At 73.1% G+C, this 20,330-nt stretch carries 12 protein-coding genes; 8 read left to right on the forward strand and 4 right to left on the reverse strand.

Features of this window, described 5'->3' with window-relative positions:
- Window positions 1-93: 93 nt before the first annotated feature.
- Window positions 94-1,833, reverse strand: a complete 1,740-nt coding sequence (locus IEY73_RS19720) for a helix-turn-helix transcriptional regulator (protein WP_189080723.1) — start codon at window positions 1,831-1,833, stop codon at window positions 94-96.
- Window positions 1,834-2,578: 745 nt separating this feature from the next.
- Between IEY73_RS19720 and IEY73_RS19725 the strand changes: the two genes are divergently transcribed.
- The 7 genes from IEY73_RS19725 (at window position 2,579) to IEY73_RS19755 (ending at window position 14,448) form a co-directional block, all read left to right on the forward strand.
- Window positions 2,579-4,021 carry a glycosyltransferase gene (locus IEY73_RS19725; RefSeq protein WP_229715976.1) on the forward strand — a complete coding sequence of 481 codons (1,443 nt, stop codon included), beginning with the start codon at window positions 2,579-2,581 and terminating at the stop codon, window positions 4,019-4,021.
- Entirely contained in the window at window positions 4,018-5,067 is a 1,050-nt protein-coding gene (locus tag IEY73_RS19730) for a DegT/DnrJ/EryC1/StrS family aminotransferase (protein WP_189080725.1), read from the forward strand. Before IEY73_RS19725 ends, IEY73_RS19730 begins: the two co-directional genes overlap by 4 nt.
- A gap of 9 nt (window positions 5,068-5,076) precedes the next feature.
- Window positions 5,077-6,261, forward strand: a complete 1,185-nt coding sequence (locus IEY73_RS19735) for a cytochrome P450 (protein ID WP_189080726.1) — start codon at window positions 5,077-5,079, stop codon at window positions 6,259-6,261.
- A 10-nt stretch (window positions 6,262-6,271) separates the two neighbouring features.
- Window positions 6,272-6,463, forward strand: a complete 192-nt coding sequence (locus IEY73_RS19740) for a ferredoxin (protein WP_189080727.1) — start codon at window positions 6,272-6,274, stop codon at window positions 6,461-6,463.
- A gap of 78 nt (window positions 6,464-6,541) precedes the next feature.
- Window positions 6,542-7,318, forward strand: coding sequence for a thioesterase II family protein (locus tag IEY73_RS19745; RefSeq protein ID WP_189080728.1), 777 nt, complete (start codon window positions 6,542-6,544; stop codon window positions 7,316-7,318).
- A 64-nt stretch (window positions 7,319-7,382) separates the two neighbouring features.
- Entirely contained in the window at window positions 7,383-9,497 is a 2,115-nt protein-coding gene (pabB, locus tag IEY73_RS19750) for an aminodeoxychorismate synthase component I (protein WP_189080729.1), read from the forward strand.
- Window positions 9,498-9,519: 22 nt separating this feature from the next.
- On the forward strand, window positions 9,520-14,448 hold the full coding sequence (locus IEY73_RS19755; RefSeq protein ID WP_189080730.1) for a type I polyketide synthase: 4,929 nt from the start codon (window positions 9,520-9,522) through the stop codon (window positions 14,446-14,448).
- Window positions 14,449-14,465: 17 nt separating this feature from the next.
- Here IEY73_RS19755 and IEY73_RS19760 read toward each other — a convergent pair whose 3' ends face one another.
- A complete protein-coding gene (locus IEY73_RS19760) occupies window positions 14,466-15,335 on the reverse strand; it encodes an NmrA family NAD(P)-binding protein (RefSeq protein ID WP_189080731.1) in 870 nt (289 codons plus the stop codon).
- Between the two features lie 87 nt (window positions 15,336-15,422).
- Between IEY73_RS19760 and IEY73_RS19765 the strand changes: the two genes are divergently transcribed.
- Window positions 15,423-16,142: a TetR/AcrR family transcriptional regulator gene (locus IEY73_RS19765; protein ID WP_189080732.1), complete on the forward strand. Its 720-nt coding sequence runs from the start codon at window positions 15,423-15,425 to the stop codon at window positions 16,140-16,142.
- A gap of 198 nt (window positions 16,143-16,340) precedes the next feature.
- Here the strand turns inward: IEY73_RS19765 and IEY73_RS19770 are convergent, their stop codons facing one another.
- Both IEY73_RS19770 and IEY73_RS19775 read right to left on the reverse strand, forming a co-directional pair.
- On the reverse strand, window positions 16,341-17,201 hold the full coding sequence (locus IEY73_RS19770) for a N5-glutamine methyltransferase family protein (protein ID WP_189080733.1): 861 nt from the start codon (window positions 17,199-17,201) through the stop codon (window positions 16,341-16,343).
- Between the two features lie 21 nt (window positions 17,202-17,222).
- Entirely contained in the window at window positions 17,223-20,303 is a 3,081-nt protein-coding gene (locus IEY73_RS19775) for a type I polyketide synthase (RefSeq protein WP_189080734.1), read from the reverse strand.
- Between the last annotated feature and the right edge of the window lie 27 nt (window positions 20,304-20,330).

The raw sequence follows: 20,330 nt of genomic DNA on the forward strand, positions 1-20,330 counted from the left end.
GATCATGGAGTTAGTGTGCCGGTTCTGGTACGCCATATCCGACTTGTCGGACCAGCAACTCCAAGATCGACGGCCGTCCGGGGCGGGGTGGGGTCAGGACTGGGGGTCGTGGTTTCGGGAGCGTCGTGGGCGCACCACCTCCACCGCCGGAGCCAGGCCCGCAATCGAGGCCAGCGCGCTGCGCCGCCGTACGCCCAGCTTGCGATAGATGCGGGTCAGGTGCTGCTCGACCGTGCTGGCGGTGAGGAACAGCCGGCGCGCGATCTCCCGGTTCTTGTAGCCCTGCGCGGCAAGCTCGGCCACCCGGCGTTCCGCCTCGCTGAGCGCGGCGAGCCGGGCGTCGTCGGCCGGCCCGGACGGCGGTCCGGTCAGCCCGCGGGCGGCGAACTCGCGCAGCAGCAGCCCGGCCGCCGCGTCGCTGGCCAGATGCCACGCGCGGCTCAGCGGCGCCGGGGCGTACTGCGGCTCGCCCGCCTCCTCGAACGCCCACCCCAGGTCGGCCAGGCAGCGCGCCAGTTCGAGCCGGTCGCCGCACTGTTCCAGCAACTCGATCGCGGCGCGCAGCAACTGCGGCCGGCGGCCCGGCGCGAGCGTGGCCGCGCGTACCCGCAAGGCGCCCGCACGGACCCGGGGGCGCGAACCGCCCAGCACCGCGAGTTGCCGGTCGGCAAGCGTCCGCGCCGCCTGCGTGTCGCCCAGCGCCAGGTGCGCCCGCGCCGCGTCCACCATCCACGGTGACAGGCCGGGAAACGACACGCCCCAGCTCTCCTGGATCTCACCGGCCGCGAGGAAGTCGCTCAGCGCCGCACGTTCCCGGCCGGTGGCCAGGTAGTGCAGTCCGCGGGCGCGCAGAAACACCAGCCCGTACGGGGTGCGGCCGAGCGCGGGCGGGAGCTGCCCCCAGAGCCGGTCCGCCACCTCGTCGTGCCGGCCCTGCTCGGTGAGCGCTTGCAGTGCGGTGCCGAGCGGCAGGCCCACCAGCACGCCCCAGCCGGTCGGGGTGAGCCGGCGCAACGACACCTCGGCCAGTTCCTCGGCCGCATGCAGTTCGCCGCGGCGCAGCTCGGTGCGCGCGCGGGCCGCGGTGAGCAGCGCCTCCGCGGTGCGGCTCGCGGAGCTGCGGGCGGACGCGAGAAGATCGGCGAACCAGGGCGTCTCCGCGTCCAGGTCCTCGGCGTCGTCCAGGGCGAGCAGGGCCGTCTGCAACGGTTCCAGCGCATCCCGGTTGATGTGCAGCCCTTGCAGCACCGCCTCGGCCGCCGCCGTGGGTCGCAGCCACGGGTGTGTGGCGGCGACCGCGTCCACGGCCGGCTCCGCCCCGCGGTCCGGGAATGTGGACGGATAGAGACGGTTCAGCCACAGATCCGTGATGGCCCGCTCCAGGCCGGTCGGCGCCGCGTCGTCCAGCAGCGCGGCCGCGTCGTCGACCAGGCCGTGCCAGCCGAGACGGCGGGCCAGCACGGCGGCGGCGACCGGAGGCAGCGCGGGTGACCGCGCGAGAGCGGTCAGCGCGGAGACCGATCCGGCCGGGCGCAGCCACCAGTCGATGTCGGCCAGTTCCGCCTGCACGCCCGCATCCGGCCCGGCACGCAGAACGAGTTCGAGCAGACGGCGGGCCTCATCCTCGCGTCCACGCACGACGGCCTCGGCGGCGGCGTCCCGCAGCGCGCGCAGCGCCCACGGCTCGGCGCTGCCGCCGGCTGCGACCAGACGGTCGGCAACCGCGCCGATCGGCGCGCCCTGGGCGAGCAGTTCCCGAGCGGCAAGCAGATGACGGGCCGGATCATCGCCGAGATCCGGCGCGTCGAGGCCGCTCGACGGAACCTTGGCCACTACTCTCAAGTCCTCTGCATGAATTCCCGCCGACAATGGCACCGAATCCGTGACCTTTCCCGTTTCCCATCAAACTCTCAGCAACGACAATCGGGCCAGCAACGGCATTCAGGCCAGAAAAAATCGGGCCAGCAACGACAATCGGGCACCCGTCGGCGACGAACACGCAGCACGCCGAGGACCGATTTTACCCTAGCAATCGCGCCGCTTATCGGCACGAGCGCACCCAGTCTTGTCCGACATAGGCCGAGTTGACAACGTGCGAGTTGCGGCTTGCCCGCGGCGACACCGGAGGCTGCCCGGCCACACCCGGCGGCGTCACCGCGTCACCGGGACACGACGCTCAGCCCGCCACACCGACAGCTCAAGCCATTCGCGCGGGTAATTATGTCGGCACTCCGGGCGAAACCAGTAACGGTCGCAGGCGGTGAGCAATGGGACGCCATCCGTCGCGATAATGACGGAACTCGACGGTACGACACGCGGCAATGCGAACCATATTCAGCTTGCCCGTGCGGACGAGAGACGGCGGGCGGCGCTCCCCGCCGCGGTCGCCCCCGGCTGTCTCACCCCGTTGAGCCGTGGCCCGGGGCTGCCGTGGGGGCATCTTTGAGGTGCACACGGTACCGCCGAGCGGCAGGAGCGGCACCTGAGGTACGCCCCGGGACGAGGCGGCACACGCCCGGGACGAGCGGGAGCGTGGTTCTAAGGAAATCCCCGGTGCCCGGCGTGGGATCAAATGACGGTGAACCCATCGACCGCGTCCGCGCGCCCCGTGATGTTCGTCAGCCTGCCCGAGAGCGGGCTGCTGAACCCGATGCTGGTGCTCGCGTCCGAAATGGCCCGGCGCGGCGTGCCGGACCTGTGGTTCGCCACCGACGAGCCGCGCCGGGCGGACGTGGAGCGCATCAGTGCCGCACACGCCGGCCGCGGCAGCGAAGACGCCGGTGACAGCAGCGACGACAGCGGAAAGACCGGCACCGGCGTGCAGTTCGCCTCGCTCGGTGAGGTCATTCCCGAGATGTCCGCGGTCACGTGGGACGACGACGTGTACCGGGAAGTCACCCAGCGTTCCCGGTTCAAGGCGCACCGGGCGGTCATCCGGCACACGTACCGTCCCGGCCTGCAGACCGGGAAGTTCCACGCCCTCGCCGACGCGGTGGACAAGGTCAAGCCTGCCCTGCTGGTGATCGAGTCGTTGTGCGGCTTCGCGGTCGACCTGGCGCTCACCCGGGACATCCCGTTCGTGCTCAGTGTGCCGTTCCTGCCCAGCAACATTTTGACCGCGCACAACCCGTTCGCCCGGTCTTATACGCCCACGGGTTTCCCGGTGCCGCATTCCGGCCTGCCCGCCCGGATGAGTGTGCCGCAGCGTCTCCAGAATTCCCTGTTCAAGCTGCGCACGCTGGCAATTTTCTTCCACCCGGCGATGGGCCGGGTGCTCAGTGAGGACGCCCGCATCCGCAAGGAGCTCGGCCTGGCCGCGCCCAGCCCGATGACCCGGGTGGACGAGGCGCAGATGATTCTCTGCAACTCGATTCCGGAGCTGGATTATCCGTTCGACAAGCCGGAGAAGCTGAAGCTGGTCGGCGCCATGATGCCGGCGCTGCCGGAGGCGGGCGGCGAGCACGAGGTGATGCGCTGGCTGGACGGCCAGGACTCGGTGGTCTACATGGGTTTCGGCACCATCACCCGGCTCACCGCCGAGCAGGTGGCCGCGCTGGTCGAGGTGGCGCGCCGGTTGGCCGGGCGGCACGCGGTGCTGTGGAAGCTGCCGCGCGAACAGCAGCACCTGCTGCCGCCGGCCGACCGGTTGCCCGCGAACCTGCGCATCGAGAGCTGGCTGCCGTCGCAACTGGACGTGCTGGCCCACCCGGCGGTGAAGGTGTTCTTCAGTCACGGCGGCGGCAACGGGTTCCACGAGGGCGTGTACTTCGGCAAGCCGCAGGTGGTCCGGCCGCTCTGGGTGGACTGCTACGACCAGGCGGTGCGCGGGCGTGACGCGGGCGTCAGCCTGACGTTGGACGATCCGACGACCGTCGACCCCGACGACGTGGTGGACAAGCTCACCAGGGTCATCGAGGACCCGTCTTTCCGTACGCGCGCCGAGGAGCTCGGCGACCGGCAGCGGGCCGCCGGCGGGGCGAGTGCCGCGGCCGATCTGATCAGTCAGGTGGTCCACCGATGAGCTACAAGTATCCCGTCTCCATGCCGGCCCTGGACGGGCGTGAGCTGGAGTACGTGACGAGCACCATCGGCGACGGCTGGATCTCGTCGCAGGGGCCGTTCGTGGGGCGGTTCGAGCGGGCCTTCGCGGACTTCAACGGCGTGGCGCACGGGGTGGCCTGCTCGTCCGGAACGGCGGCGCTGACGCTGGCGTTGCGGGCGCTGAACGTCGGTCCGGGCGACGAGGTGATCGTGCCGGAGTTCACCATGATCGCCTCGGCGTGGGCGGTCACCTACACCGGCGCCACGCCGGTCTTCGTGGACTGCGCCGACGACCTGAACATCGACGTCACCAAGATCGAGGCGGCGATCACCCCGCGCACCAAGGTGATCATGCCGGTGCACATCTACGGCCGCCGGTGCGACATGGACCCGATCATGGATCTGGCGTTCCAGTACAACCTGCGGGTGGTGGAGGACTCGGCGGAGGCGCACGGGGTGCGGCCGGTCGGCGACATCGCCTGCTTCTCGCTGTTCGCCAACAAGATCATCACGTCCGGCGAGGGCGGCATCTGCGTCACCAGGGACGCGGGGCTGGCCGCTCAGATGGCCCATCTGCGGGCGATGGCCTTCACCCGGGACCACAGCTTCCTGCACAAGAAGCTGGCCTACAACTACCGGATGACGGCCATGCAGGCCGCGGTGGCGCTGGCCCAGACGGAGCGGCTGGACGAGATCCTGGCCGCCCGCCGGGAGATCGAAAAGCGGTACGACGAGGGTCTGCGCGACGTCCCCGGCATCACCCTGATGCCGCCGCGGGACGTGCTCTGGATGTACGACGTACGCGCTCAGCGCCGCACCGAACTGCGCGCGCACCTGGCCGAGCGGGGCATCGAGACCCGGCTGTTCTTCAAGCCGATGAGCCGCCAGCCCGGCTATCTGGACGAACGCTGGCCCGCGCTGAACGCCACCCGGTTCAGCGAAGACGGCTTCTACCTGCCCACTTACACGTCCCTGACCGCGTCGGACATCGACTTCATCGTCGAGCAGGTCCGCGATTTCGCCTGAGAGGCCGGCATGACCGACACCGAGGAACAGCTCGTCGTCGACTTCCCGCTGCGCAAGCCGGGCGAAGTCTTCCCACCGCCGCGTTACGAGGAGTACCGGCATCGGGAGGGCCTGGTCCTGTCGTACCTGCCGGACGGCAAGCCCGTCTGGCTGGTGACCCGGCATGCCGCCGTACGGGAGATCCTGACCAGCAAGAAGATCAGCTCCAACCCGGACCGGCCGGGGTTCCCGAACATCGGCGAGACGATGGGTGTGCCGCGCCAGGACCAGATCCCGGGCTGGTTCGTCGGCCTGGACCCGCCGGAGCACGACCGGTTCCGCAAGGCGCTGATCCCGGAGTTCACCGTGCGCCGCATCCGGGACATGCGGCCGCAGATCCAGGACGTGGTGACCCGCGTGGTGGACGGTCTGCTGGCCGACGGGAACCGGTCCGCCGATCTGATCAACGACTTCGCGCTGCCGATCCCGTCGCTGGTGATCTCGGCGCTGCTGGGTGTGCCGAAGGCGGACCGGGAATTCTTCGAGTCGCGCACCCGGACCCTGGTCAACATCCGGCAGTCCACCGACGCGCAGCGCGACCTGGCCAGCCGGGAGCTGCTGCGATACATCAACCGGCTGCTGGAGATCAAGGCCAAGTGGCCCGGTGACGACCTGCCCAGCCGGTTGCTGCAGGGCGGCGTGCTGGCGCCGCAGGAACTGACCGGCGTGCTGCTGTTGCTGCTGATCGCCGGGCACGAGACCACCGCCAACAACATCGGCCTGGGCATCGTCACACTGCTGGAGAACCCGCAGTGGATCGGCGACGACCGGGTGGTCGAGGAGCTGCTGCGGCTGCATTCGGTGGCCGACCTGGTGTCGCTGCGGGTGGCCGTGGAGGACGTGGAGATCTGCGGCCAGGTGATCAAGGCGGGCGAGGGCATCGTGCCGCTGGTCGCGGCGGCCAACCACGACGACGGCGTGTTCGCCTGCCCGCACATGTTCAACCCGGAGCGCAGCGCGAAACAGCATGTCGCCTTCGGGTACGGGGTGCACCAGTGCCTCGGCCAGAACCTGGTCCGGGTGGAGATGGAACTGGCGTACCGGACCCTGTTCGAGCGCATCCCGGGCCTGTCGCTGGCGGCCGGCCCGGACGGTCTGCCGTTCAAGTACGACGGAGTGCTGCACGGGCTGCACGAGCTGCCCGTGCGCTGGTGAGGAGGACGAGATGCGCATCACGGTGACCACCGGCACCTGCGTGGGTGCCGGACAATGTGTGCTGTCCGCGCCGGACGTGTTCGACCAGGACGACAACGGCGTGGTCGAGGTGCTGGACGCCGAGCCCGGCCCGGCCCAGGCGGAACAGGTGCGGCTGGCCGGCCAGCTCTGCCCCTCGGGCAGCATCGCCGTGACGGAGTAGCCGCACCGGCGAGGACTAGCGAATTTCCCGGTGCCGATCCGCTGCAATGAGGGTTATGGCCAAGCGAAGGAGCCGACCGTGACCATCGCCGACGACGCGACCACCCCGTGGCTGCGCCGATACCACCCCGGCGCGGCCCGTCCGGTGCGGCTGGTCTGCTTCCCCCATGCGGGTGGTTCGGCCAGTTTCTATCACCCGGTGTCCGCCCGGCACGGCGCCGGCGCGGACGTGATCTGCCTGCAGTACCCGGGGCGGCAGGACCGGCGCCGGGAAGCCTGCCACACCGCCATCGCCTCGCTGGCCGACGCGGTCGCCGCGCAGCTACGTGAACTCACGCCCAAACCGACAGTGTTCTTCGGGCACAGCATGGGCGCGATCCTCGCGTTCGAGACGGCGCTGCGCCTGGAGGCCGACGACGCCGGTCCGCGCGGGGTGATCGCGTCCGGTCGGCGAGCCCCGTCCACGGTGCGCACCGAGACCGTGCACCAGCGTGACGACGACGGCGTGATCACCGAGCTGAAGCGCCTCAACGGGACGAACGCGAACCTGCTCGGCGACGACGAGATCCTGCGCATGGCGCTGCCCGCGATCCGCGCCGACTACCAGGCCATCGAGACCTACCGCAGCGCCCCGGACGTCCGGCTGCGCGCCGGCATCACCGTGCTGACCGGTCACGCCGACCCGCTGACCAGCGCCGAGGAAGCGGCGGCCTGGGAACGGCACACCAGCGGCGCCTTCCGGCTGGTGGGCTTTCCCGGCGGCCATTTCTTCATCGCCGAGCAGCAGCCCGCGGTGAACGACGAGATCGCCCGGGAGCTCGCGGCAGCGCGCCGCCCGGCCACGGTCGCACCCTAATTCGCCCACCCTCGCGGGCGGAAACTCGCACCTCGCGAGCCCGGGGCCAGGACAAGGAGCCGCAATGCGTACGCTGCTGGTCGACAACTACGACTCGTTCACGTACAACCTGTTCCACTACCTCGCCGAGGTGAACGGGCGTGAACCCGAGGTGATCCGCAACGACGACCCGGCATGGGATCCGCGGCGGCTCGCCGAGTTCGACAACGTGGTGCTCTCCCCCGGTCCGGGCACGCCGCACCGGCCGGCCGACTTCGGCCTGTGCGCGTCGATCGCGGCCGAGGGCCGGCTCCCGGTGCTCGGCGTGTGCCTGGGCCATCAGGGCATCGGCCTGGCGCACGGCGCGCGGGTGGGCCGGGCGCCGGAGCCGCGGCACGGACGCACCTCGCTGATCCGGCACGACGGCACCGGCCTGTTCCGGGACCTGCCGTCGCCGCTGGAGGTGGTCCGCTACCACTCGCTGGCGGTCTCCGAGATCGCCGGGGATCTGGAGGCGACAGCCTGGACCGACGACGGCATCGTGATGGCCCTGCGTCACCGGGAGCTGCCGCTGTGGGGGGTGCAGTTCCACCCCGAGTCGATCGGCACCCAGGGCGGGCACCAACTGCTGGCCAACTTCGCCCGGCTGACCGAGCAGCACCGGCCCGCCCGTCCGGCGGTCACCGTGGCCGATGCCACCGCGGCCGGGACCGACCCGGCGGGGACCGAGCAGAGCACCGGCGACGAGCCGGTGCGGCGGCTGGACGTGCTCGTCGAGGCCATGGACACCCGCTGGGACGCCGAGGTCGCGTTCGACACGCTGATCCGCGGCGGCGACCATCCGTATTGGCTGGACAGCAGCCAGACCGGCGGCCCCGGCGAGGTCTCCATCATGGGCAACGCCGCCGGGCCGCTGGCCCGCATCGCCACCGCCGACGTCACCGCGGGCACCGTCACGGTCAGCTCGACGCACGGTGAGCAGGTGTTCTCCGGCGATTTCCTGGACTGGCTGGACGCCGACCTGCGCGGGCTGCGGACCAGCGTGCCGTTCCTGCCGTTCGAATTCGGGCTGGGCTGGGTGGGCACGCTGGGCTACGAGCTGAAGGCCGAGTGCGACGGCGACGCCGTGCACCCGTCACCCGAGCCGGACGCGGCGATGGTCTTCGCCGACCGGGCGATCGTGCTGGACCACCGCACCCGCTGCACCTACCTGCTGGCGCTGGCCGAGGACGGCGACCACGCGGACGCGCTGGCCTGGCTGGCCGACACCACCGCGGCGTTGAAGGACCTGACCGGGCGGGTGCCGCAGGACTGCACCCAACCGCCCGCGGCGCGCAGCTCGGCGCTGCGTCTGCGGCACGGCCGGGCGGCGTACCTGGACCTGATCGAAGCCTGCCAGGAGGAGATCCGCAGCGGCGAGACGTACGAGGTCTGCCTGACCAACATGATCGAGGCGGACACCGACATCGACCCGTGGCAGGCGTACCGCTTCCTGCGCCGGTTCAGCCCGGCCCCGTTCGCCGCCTTCCTCGGCTTCGGCGACGTGTCGGTGCTGAGCACCTCGCCGGAACGTTTCCTGCAGATCGACCGGCACGGCGACATGGAATCCAAGCCGATCAAGGGCACCCGGCCGCGCGGGCGCACCCCGGCCGAGGACGCGCTGCTGGTGGACGACCTCACCGGCAGCGAGAAGGACCGCGCGGAGAACCTGATGATCGTCGACCTGGTGCGGCACGACCTGGGCCGCTGCGCGGAGGTCGGCTCGGTGCACGCGGACAAGGTGTTCGATGTGGAGTCCTACGCGACCGTGCACCAGCTTGTCAGCACGGTGCGCGCGCAGCTCGCCGCGGGCCGCACCGCGGTGGCCGGGGTGCGGTGCGCGTTCCCCGGCGGATCGATGACCGGCGCGCCGAAGATCCGCACCATGCAGATCATCGACCGGCTGGAGGCCGGGCCGCGCGGCATCTACTCCGGCGCCATCGGCTATTTCTCGCTGACCGGGGCGGCGGACCTGAGCATCGTCATCCGCACCATCGTGCTGCACGACGGTCACCTGCGGTACGGCGTCGGCGGGGCGATCATCGCGCTGTCGGACCCGGCCGGCGAATACGAGGAGACCGCGGTCAAGGCACGCCCGCTGCTGACCCTGCTCGGCGCGGAATTCCCGGAGCGCACCCCGCCGCTGGTCGCTCAGGCCTGATCACCACCCGATCGGAGGCATCATGGCGATCACCGCCGCGGACTACCGCGTCGAACCGCCGTCCGACCTGTCCGCGCAGGCCGCCGGGCACACCCTGCCGGCGGTGTTCGCCGCCGCCGCGGAAGCCGAGCCGGACGCGGTGGCGATCCGCGACGGCGACCGGGCGTGGACGTGGCGGCAGTGGCGCACCGAGGTCGACGCGCTGGCCCGCGGGCTGCAGGAGACCGGCGTCGGCCGCGGCGACGTGGTGGCCGTGCAGTTGCCGAACTGCTTCGAGTACCAGACCGTGCACCTGGCGGTGGCGGCGATCGGCGCGGTGATGATGCCGGTGCACATGGGCAGCGGCGCCCGGGACGTGCTGGCGCTGCTGCGCCGCGTCGACCCGGTGGCGTTCGTGCTGTGGGCCGACGGCGGATCCACCGCGGACGACAACCTGCCCGCGGCGGTGCCGTCGCTGCGGGCGGCGCTCACCGTGGACGCGGTGCGCGCCACCGTGGACCACTGGCGCGGGCACCGGCCGCACCCGGTGGAGGTGGGCCCGGACGACCCGTTCGTGCTGCTGCCGTCGTCGGGCACCACCTCGCAGCGTCCGAAGATCTGCGTGCACACCCACCGCGGGCTGCTGTCCAACACCGACCACGTGGCGCGGGAGGCGGCGGCGTCGTTCACCGGCGGCATCATCACCGCATGCCCGCTGACCCATCTGTTCGGTCTGCAGTCGCTGCACAACGCGCTGTTCGCGCGGTGCCCGCAGACGCTGCTGAACGGCTGGGACGTGGACACCTTCCTGGCGCTGGGACGGGCCACCCAGCCCCGCGTGGTGTTCCTGGTGCCGACACAGATCTACGACGTGATCGGCCGGCTCGCCGCGACCGGGCAGACGGCCGGTTTCGCCCCCGCCGAGGTGCGCACCGCGGGCGCGGCACTGCCCGCCGCCGCGGTCGAACAGTTACGCGCCGCGCTGGGCGCGGCGGTGGTCATCGTGTGGGGCATGTCCGAGATCGGCACCGGCACCCGCAGCCTGGCCGGCGACGACCCGCAGGTGCCCGCGCGGACGGTCGGCCGGCCCTCGGCCGGCTCCCGGGTGCGTGTGGTGGACACGGCCGGCGAGCCGTGCCCGGCGCAGGTGGCGGGCGAGCTGCAGTTCCAGGGCGCGAGCATGTTCCGCGGCTACTACCGCGACGAGGAGCTGACCCAGCGGGCGATGACCGCCGACGGCTGGCTGCGCACCGGCGACATGGCGGCGCTGGACGACGACGGCCGGGTGCTGTTCCGCGGCCGCTCCGCCGAGATCATCAACGTGGGCGGGCGCAAGGTGTCCGCCATCGAGGTGCAGAACCTGCTGGCCGACCTGCCCGGCGTCGGACCGCTGGCGGTGGTCGCCCAGGCGGACGAGCGCCTCGGCGAATACCCGTGCCTGGTGCTCACCGAGGCGGCCCGCGGCCGTGTCGACCTGAGCACCGTCACCGATTTCCTGCGCGCGGGCGGCACCGCCGACTACAAGATCCCGCTGGATCTGGTGTTCCTGCCGGACCTGCCGCGCACCCCGGCGGGCAAGCTGCACCGGCGGGCACTGGAGGACATGCTGCGCGAGCGCGCCCCGCAGGCGCCGGCCGCGTTCACCGGCACCCTGGCCGACGCGCTGGACCTGATCCGCTCCTGCGTGCGGCGCATCACCGACGGTGCCGACATCGGCGACGAGGACTCGTTCCGCAGCCGGGGCATGGACTCCATCCGCACCGTGCGGCTGCGCAACGCGCTGGCCGAGGCGACCGGACTCGGCCTGCCGGCCACCGTGGCCTTCGACTACCCGACGCCGCTGGCGCTCGCCCAGCACCTCACCGGCCAGGGCTGGGCGGTGGACGACGCGGGCCCCGCGGCGGACGCGGGCGCGCCCATCGCGATCGTCGGCATGGCGTGCCGGCTGCCCGGTGGGGTGCGCTCGCCGGAAGATCTGTGGGACGTCGTCACCGGGGGCGTCGACGCGGTCGGCGACTTCCCGAGCGACCGCGGCTGGGACCTGGACACGCTGTTCCACGACGACCCGGACAACCCCGGCACCACGTACGCGCGGCAGGGCGGCTTCCTGCACGATGCGGCCGATTTCGACGCGGGGTTCTTCGGCTTCTCCCCGCGCGAGGCGCTGGCCACCGACCCGCAGCAGCGGCTGATGCTGGAGGTGGCCTGGGAGGCGTTCGAGCGGGCCGGCATCGACCCGGACACCCTGCGCGGCTCGCGCACCGGGGTGTTCACCGGCGCGATGTACCACGACTACGCGACGGGCGCCCCGGGCGAGCTGGAGGGGCTGCTGGCGGTGGGCACCGCGGCGAGCGCCATGTCCGGGCGCATCGCGTACACGTTCGGCCTGCACGGCCCGGCGATGACGGTGGACACCGCCTGCTCCTCGTCGCTGGTGGCGCTGCACCTGGCCTGCCAGTCGCTGCGCGCCGGGGAGTCGTCGCTGGCGCTGGCGGGCGGCGCGGCGGTGATGGCGACCCCGGCGTCGTTCGTGGAGTTCGCCCGGCTGCGCGGATTGTCCGCGGACGGCCGGTGCAAGTCGTTCGGCGCGGGCGCGGACGGCGCGGCCTGGTCCGAGGGCGCCGGGCTGCTGCTGCTGGAACGGCTGGACGAGGCCCGCCGCAACGGGCACGAGGTGCTGGCGGTGGTGCGCGGTTCGGCGGTCAACTCCGACGGCGCATCCAACGGTCTGACCGCCCCGAACGGGCCGTCCCAGCAGCGCGTCATCCGGCAGGCGCTGGCCGCGGCGGGCGTACCGGCGACGGACGTGGACCTGGTCGAGGCGCACGGCACCGGTACCGCGCTGGGTGACCCGATCGAGGCGCAGGCGGTGCTGGCGACGTACGGCGAGGGGCGCCCGGCCGACCGCCCCCTGTGGCTGGGATCGGTGAAGTCGAACCTCGGGCACACCCAGGCGGCGGCCGGGGTGGCCGGGGTGATCAAGGCGGTGCTGGCGATGCGGCACGGCGTGCTGCCCCGCACCCTGCATGCGGATGAGCCGACGCCGCAGGTGGACTGGTCGGCGGGCACGGTGCGGCTGCTGCAGCAGGCCCAGCCGTGGACGGCGCAGCGGCGGCTGGCCGGGGTGTCGTCGTTCGGCATCAGCGGCACCAACGCGCACGTGGTGCTGGAGGGGACGACGGCCCCGGACGAGCCTTCCTCCCCGGCGGACGAGCCGGCGGAGGGCCCGGCGGCGTGGTTGCTGTCCGCCCGCGGCGGCGCGGCCCTGCGCGCCCAGGCGGGACGGCTGGCGGCACACCTGCGGCAGGCGCGGCACGACCCGGCCGACGTGGCGTACACGCTGGCGACCGGCCGGGCGGTGCACCCGGACCAGGCGGTGGTGACCGGCCGCGACGCCGGCGAGTTGCTGGACGCGCTGGACGCGCTGGCGGAAGGCGGCGGCCCGGCGATCACCACACGGGCGGGAGGCCGGGGACGGCTGGCGTTCCTGTTCTCCGGCCAGGGCAGTCAGCGCGCCGCCATGGGACGCGAGCTGGCGTCCCGATACCCCGTGTTCCGGGAGGCGTTCGAACACCTGTGCGCCCGGCTGACCATCGACTGGGAACGGCTGGACGAGACCGGCAACGCCCAACCCGCGATCTTCGCCGTGGAGGTGGCGCTCTTCCGGCTGCTGGAGTCCTGGGGCGTACGCCCCGAGGTGCTGCTCGGCCATTCCATCGGCGGCATCGCCGCCGCGCACGTGGCGGGCGTGTTCACTGTGGAGGATGCCTGCACCCTGGTGTCCGCGCGGGCCGCGCTGATGCAGGCGCTGCCGGCTGGCGGGGCGATGGTCGCCGTGCAGGCCGGACCGGACGACGACCTCGACCTGCCCGCAGGGGTGTCCCTGGCGGCGGTCAACGCGCCGGGCGCGGTGGTGCTGTCCGGTCCCGAGGACGCGGTGCTGGCCGCGGCGGCGGGGTTCCCGCGGACCAAGCGGCTGGCGGTCAGCCACGCCTTCCACTCCTCGCTGATGGAACCGATGCTGGACGACTTCCGCGCGGTGGTGGACGGGATCACGCTGGCGCCGCCCGCGGTGCCGGTGGTGTCGGACCGCACCGGGCGGCTGCTCACCGACGCGGAGGCGACCGACCCCGGGTACTGGGTCGGCCACGTGCGCGACACCGTGCGCTTCGCTGACGCCATGGCGTTGCTGCGCGAGCAGCGGGTCACGGTGTGCCTGGAGGTGGGCCCGGACGCCGCGCTCACCCCGATGGCCGCCGCGGCGCATCCGGACGCGGTGGTGCTGCCGGCGCTGCGCCGGGACGTCGACGAGACGACGAGCCTGCTGGGCGCGGTGGCCCGGTTGCGCGGCGAGCAGATCGCCGTCGACTGGGCGGCGGTGCTGCCCGGCGCGCGGCGGGTGCCGCTTCCCGCGTACGCGTTCCAGCACCAGCCGTACTGGGTGGTGACCCGGCCGGGCGCCTCGGCGGTACCGGTCCTGCCCGCCCCCGCCCCGGCGTCCGGCCCCGGGGTGGCGCTGGCGGAGCGGCTGGCCGGGATGGACGAGGTCGAGCAGGACGAGGCGGTGTTGCGGATCGTGCTGGCCGAGCTGTCCACGGTGCTGGGCGGCGCGCCGACGGCCGGGATGGACCCCGGGCGGCCGGTCACCGACCTGGGTGTCACCTCGGTGAACGCGATCGAGTTGCGGGACCGGTTGATCGCCGCGACCGGGGCGCCGTTGCCGGCCACGCTGGTGTTCGACCACCCGACACCGGGTGCGATCGTGCGGCTGATCCGCAAGTCCGTGTCCCCGGCCGAGGAGCCGGGTGTGGCGGACCCGGCGGAACTGGTCGAGCAGTTGGAACGGTTGTTCGCCGACGGGCGGCCGGTGGACGCGGCGCTGGCGACGCGGTTGCGGGCCCTGGCGGGCAATCGCCTGGACCTGGACGACGCCAGCGACGACGACCTGTTCAGGATGATGGACAACGCCTGAGCCCGGCGCGTGGCGGGTTACCGCAGCGCCACGCTCAGGTACTCGCGGACGCTCACCGGGCGGTGGCCGGTCAGCCGCGGCAGCACCGGATCCACCGCGGCGAACTCGCCCGCCCGGCTCGCCGCGAACATGCCCAGCAGCATGTCCGCTCGCGACTCCGGCAGGCCGTCCGCCACCAGCGCGGCGCGGTACTCCTCGTCGGTCAGGGTGACCCGGGTGACCGCACGGCCGAGCACCTCGGACGCGACCGCGGCGACCTGCGTCAGGTCCAGCGCCGCGGCGGCGGTCAGCGGCGGCGTCGGACCGGGCGGCGTCGGACCACCGGGTCCGCCGTCGGTCAGCACGGTCGCCGCCGCGTCGGCCAGGTCGGCGTGCGCGGTCCAGGAGACCGGGCCGTCCGGCGGCGCCGTCATTTGTCCCGTTTCGCGCGCCTGACCCAGCAGCGTGAGCAGGGTCGAGGCGTAGAAGCCGTTGCGCAGGGAGGTGAACGGCACGCCCGATGCGCCGAGCATCTGCTCGGTCGCCGCGTGCACGGCCATCGGCGCGAACGCCGACGCCGGGTTCGCCCCCATGTGGCTGGTGTAAACGATGCGGCTCACCGCCGCGTCACGCGCCGCGGCGATGGCCGTGCGGTGCAGGCGCACCGCGGTCTCGGCGGGCGCCGACGCGGACACCAGCAGCACCTGCTCCGCGCCCTCGAACGCGTCCGCGAGGCTTGCCGCATCCGCGAAGTCGCCCCGCCGGACGCGGACGCCCCGGTCCGCGAGCGGTTTCGCCTTGGCCAGGTCACGGACGCTGACGCCCACCCGCTCGGCCGGTACGCGGGTGAGCAGCCGGTCGACGACCGCGCCGCCCAGCCGGCCGGTGGCGCCGGTAACGATGATCATGATGAATCCCCCTCGTTATCGATGTTACGGCTTGAACGTTAGCGCGCTTCTAGGTACCGCTAACAAGTGTGAGTTATCGTTGTCACCATGGCGGAGGATGCAGACCCGGAGCCGGCGAGCCGTGAGCGGGTCCGGGCGCGAATCGTCGCCGTCGCCGCCGATCTGCTGATCCAGGGCGGCCCCGGCGCGGTCACCACGCGCGCGGTCACCGCCGCCGCGGGCGTCCAAGCCCCGACCATCTACCGGCTGTTCGGCGACAAGGCGGGGCTGCTCGACGCGGTGACCGAGCACGGCTTCGCCACCTACCTGGCGCGCAAGCGCCCTCCGAAGCCCGGCTGCGACCCGGTCGAGGCGCTGCGCGCCGGCTGGGATCTGCACATCGAATTCGGGCTGGCCAACCCGGCGCTCTACACCCTCATGTACGGCCATCCGCGCCCCGGCGTGACGTCACCCGCCGCCGCAGCAGCGCTGGACATGCTGCGCGCGCACGTGCGAAGCATCGCAACGGCCGGGCGCCTGCGGCTGCGCGAGGAGCAGGCCGTCCAGCTCCTGCAAGCCTCCGGCAGCGGCACGGTGCTCGCCCTGCTGGCCGTCCCGCAGGAGCAGCGCGACCCGCACCTGTCCCCGCTGGCCCGGGAGGCGTGCATCGCGGCCGTCACCACCGGCCACACCGCCCTGCCCGCACCGGGCGTGGTGGGCGCCGCCACGGCGTTGCGCGCGGAGCTGTCGTCCGCCACGGCACTGAGCGAGGCCGAGCGTGGTGTGCTGGCCGAGTGGCTGGACCGCATCGCCGCCCCCACCGCGTGAGGCAGTCGTCGCGCATCCCGCCAGTTCCATCAGGGTGTCCACCCGAGCGACCGGATCCGCGACGACGTCACCGGGATCCGCCCCGAGATCGGGGCGGAGGTCGCTCACCGCGCCGACGGTATCGCCCCGGTGGCGGGTGGAGCGACCCGTTTTCCACCGGGGCAAACCGCGAGTGATGGGTGAGGCGACGCGCCAGGGTCAGGCGGCGCGGCGGGCTACCGTGTACAGCGGGTAGCCGTACTGGTCCTGGTGGGTGCGCACGCCGGTGAACCGGTCGTCGCCGGAGAGCATGGCCGGCACGGTCTCGCCGTGCAGGTGCCCGTGTTCGAGCACCAGGGTGCCGTCCGCACGCAGCAGACGCGCCGCGGTGTCCAGCAGGGGCCGGATGACGTCCAGCCCGTCCGGGCCGGCGTACACGGCGTCGCGGGGCTGGTGCACCGAGAACTCGGCGGGCAACTGCACCTCGTCGGGCACGAACGGCGGGTTGGCGACCACCGCGTCCACGCGGCCGTCCAGGGTGGACAGCGTGTCGGGCTTGGTGACGTCGCCGTGGTGCACGGTGATGGTGGTGTCCCCGGCGGCGGCGCGGGCGTCACGGTTGGCGGCGGCGAAGTGCAGCGCCTCCTCGTCCAGTTCGACCGCGTGCACCTGCGCGTCCGGGCGGCGGTGCGCGATCGCGAGCGCCATCGCGGCGCATCCGGCGCAGAGGTCGACGACGATCGGCGCGGTGGTGTCGCGTACGGCGTCGGTGGTGGCATCGACGGCCTGGCTGAAATCGCGGCGGGGGGTGAACACTCCGGGCCCCGCGGATAACCGCAGGCCGTCGAATAAGGCCGCGCCGAGCAGGTGTGCCATCGGCACGCCGGAGGCGCGTTCGTCGACGAGCTGGCGGTAGCGGGCGGCGGTCTGCGGATCGGCGTCGGCGTTCCGGTCGATCTCCTCGACGGAAACGCCGAGCAGATGCGCGTAGAGCTCGTCGGCGTCGCGATGCGGTGTGGGACTGTTGCCGATGGCGATCGGGCCGACCGCCGAGTCGATGAGCGTTCCGATGTGTTCCACGGTTCTCCTTCGTGCGGGTTTCTAGGACAGGCCCAGCTCGTTGTCGAGCAGGTCGAAGACGTCCTCGTCGGAAGCCGAATCCAGGTCCAGCCCGGCGTTGGGGTCCGTGGCCTCGCGCTGCTGGGCCCACTTGGTGCGCAGCACTTCCAGGCGTCCGGCGATCTGGTCGAACTGGTTCTCGTCCACGGCCAGCCCGGCCAGCGCCCGTTCGATCCGGTCCAGGTCGGCCAGCAGTGCTTCGCCGCCGCTGACCGGTGCCGGGGCGATCTGCTCGTGCAGGTGCGCGACCAGTTCGCCGGGCGTCGGGTAGTCGAACAGCAGCGTGGCGTTCAGCCGCGCCCCGGTGCGCGCGGTGAGCCGGTTGCGCAGTTCGACCGAGGTGAGCGAGTCGAATCCGAGGTCGCCGAACGCCTTGTCGGCGGCGATCCGCTCCCCCGCGGTGTGGCCGAGCACCTCGGCCACCTGACCCTGCACCAGTTCCAGCAGGATCTCCCGCTGTTCCGGCGCGGACCGCCCGGCGAGCCGGTCGGCCAGTGCGGCCCCGCCGTCGCCGGCCGCCGCCGTGGTTCGCGCGGTGGCGCGGACCAGGCCGCCGAGCACCGCGGGTACGGTCCCGAGGTCGCGCAGCGCGGCCAGGTCCAGGCGGACCGGAGCGACCAGTGGCGCACCGGCCGCCAGCGCCGCGTCGAACAGGTCGAGGCCCTGTTCCGGGGTGAGCGGCGGCATGCCGGCGCGGGTCATCCGGTCGATGTCGGCCTCGGTGAGCGTGCCGGTCATGCCGCCGCCGGTCTGCGTCCACGGCCCCCAGGCGAGCGACGTCGCGGGCAGACCGTGCGCGTTGCGGTGCGCGGCCAGCGCGTCCAGGAACGCGTTGCCCGCCGCGTAGCTGCCCTGTCCCGGGTTGCCGAGGGTGCCGGCCATCGAGGAGAACAGCACGAAGGCGTCCAGGTCGCGGTCCGCGGTCGCCTCGTGCAGATGCCACGCCGCGTCCACCTTGGGCGCCAGCACCGCACGGACCCGGTCCGGGGTGAGCGATCCGATCACGCCGTCGTCGACGACGCCCGCGGAATGCACCACCGAGCGCAGGTCCGGCAGAGAGGCCACCAGATCCCGCACCGCGTCCCGGTCGGCCACATCACACGCCACCACCCGGGCACCCAGCTCCGCCGCCAGCTCCGCCGCACCCGGCGCGTCCGGGCCACGCCGGCTCACCAGCACCAGATCGGTCACGCCACGCCCGGCCAGATGCCGGGCGACAAGCGCGCCCAGCCCACCGGTGCCGCCGGTGACCAGCACCGTGCCGCGCCACTGCGGCTCGTCGCCGACGCTGGTGACACGGGCCAGCCGCGGTGCGGTGATGCCGTCCCCGGTCAGCACGACGTGCGGTTCGTCGGCGGCAGCGAGGGCGCCGATCGGCACCGCGCCCGCACCGGCGGCTGCGCCGCCGTCCGCCGGGGTGTCCCCGGTGAGCCGGCCGCCGTCCAGTTCGACGAGGCCGATCCGGTCCGGGTTCTCCGCCTGGGCGCTGCGCACCAGGCCGCGCACCGCGGCTGCGGCCAGGTCGGCGGCGTGGGTGACAACGATCAGCCGGGACGCGGCGAACCGTTCGTCGGCCAGCCACTGCTGCAGCAGCGCCAGGGTGGCGTCGACCGCGCCGTGGGCGGCCTGCGCGGCGCCGGTGCCCGTGCCGCCCGTGCCGACGGCGGGCGCGGTCAGCACCGCGCCGGGTACGCCGGCGCCGGCCAGCGCGTCCAGGTCCGGGTACGCCACCACGTCCAGTGCCGCGAACACGTCGTCGTCCGGCGTGCCGAGCACCGCCGCCGTCACCGGCGCTCCGGCCGTCAGGGCGACCGGGGCACGGTCCACGGTGTACAGGTCACGGGCGCGCAGCGCGCCGGTGTCCAGTGGCCGCACCACCAGGGAGCCGACGCTGGCCACCGGCAGGCCGCTGGGGTCCGCGACGGCCAGCGCGATGCTGTCCCCGGCGCGGCGCAGGCGCACCCGCACCGTGGACGCCCCGGTGGCGTGCAGGGTGACGCCCTGCCAAGCGAACGGGACGCCGCCGGTGGAGTCGTCGCCACCACCGGCCGCCATCACGGCGTGCAGGCAGGCGTCGAACAGGGCCGGGTGCAGCCCGTACGCGCCGGCGTCGGCGTCGTCCGGGAGGGCGACCTCGGCGTACAGGTCGTCGCCGTCGCGCCAGGCCGCGCGCAGGCCCTGGAACAGCGGCCCGTACGCGAATCCGGCGTCCGCCATCCGCTGGTACGCGCCGTCCAGGTCGATCGGCTCTCCGGTGACGGTGAACGTCTCGGCGTCTCCCGCGGCGGACAGCACACCGGCGGCGTGCTCGGTCCATGGGGCGTCCGGGTCGTTCTCCGGCCGGGAGTGCACCGCCACCGGCCGCCGTCCGTCGCTGTCCGGGGCGTCCACGCTGACCCGCACCTGGACCGCGCCGCGTTCGGGCAGCGCCAGCGGCGCCGCCAGGGTGAGTTCCTCGACGCCCGGGGTGCCCGCGCGGGCTCCCGCGTGCAGCGCCAGTTCCACCAGGGCGGTGCCGGGCAGCAGCACCGCGCCGAACACCTCGTGGTCGCCCAGCCATGGCTGGGCGGTGCGGGACAGCCGCCCGGTGAACAGGTATCCGTCGGTGGTGACCAGTTCCACCGCGGCGCCGAGCATCGGGTGCCCGGCGTCGGTGAGGCCGGCCTGGCGCACGTCGCCACCGGGTCGTGCGGATGCCTGCGGCCAGAACCGTTGGTGCTGGAACGGGTAGGTGGGCAGGGCGACGCGCCGGCCTGCCCCGGTCGTGCTGGTGCCGGTGTCCCGGGTGCCGAGCGATCGGATGACGGCCGCCCAGTCGACGTGGTGTCCCCGGGTCCAGGCGGTGGCCAGCGCGGCGAGCACCGTGGTGGTTTCGTCGCGCCCGCGGCGCAGGGTGGGGATGCCGTCGTCGGTCATCGCGGACAGCACCGCATCGGGTCCGACCTCGATGAACCGGGCCGCATCACACGCCGCCACACCGTCCGCGAACCGCACCGTGGCCCGCACATGCCGAACCCAATACTCGGCATCCGCGAACAGCCCGGACTCGACCCGACCCGTCACGTTCGACACCAACGCCACAGTCGGCTC

This window comes from Mangrovihabitans endophyticus (genome assembly GCF_014646155.1).
Taxonomy (GTDB): domain Bacteria; phylum Actinomycetota; class Actinomycetes; order Mycobacteriales; family Micromonosporaceae; genus Actinoplanes; species Actinoplanes endophyticus.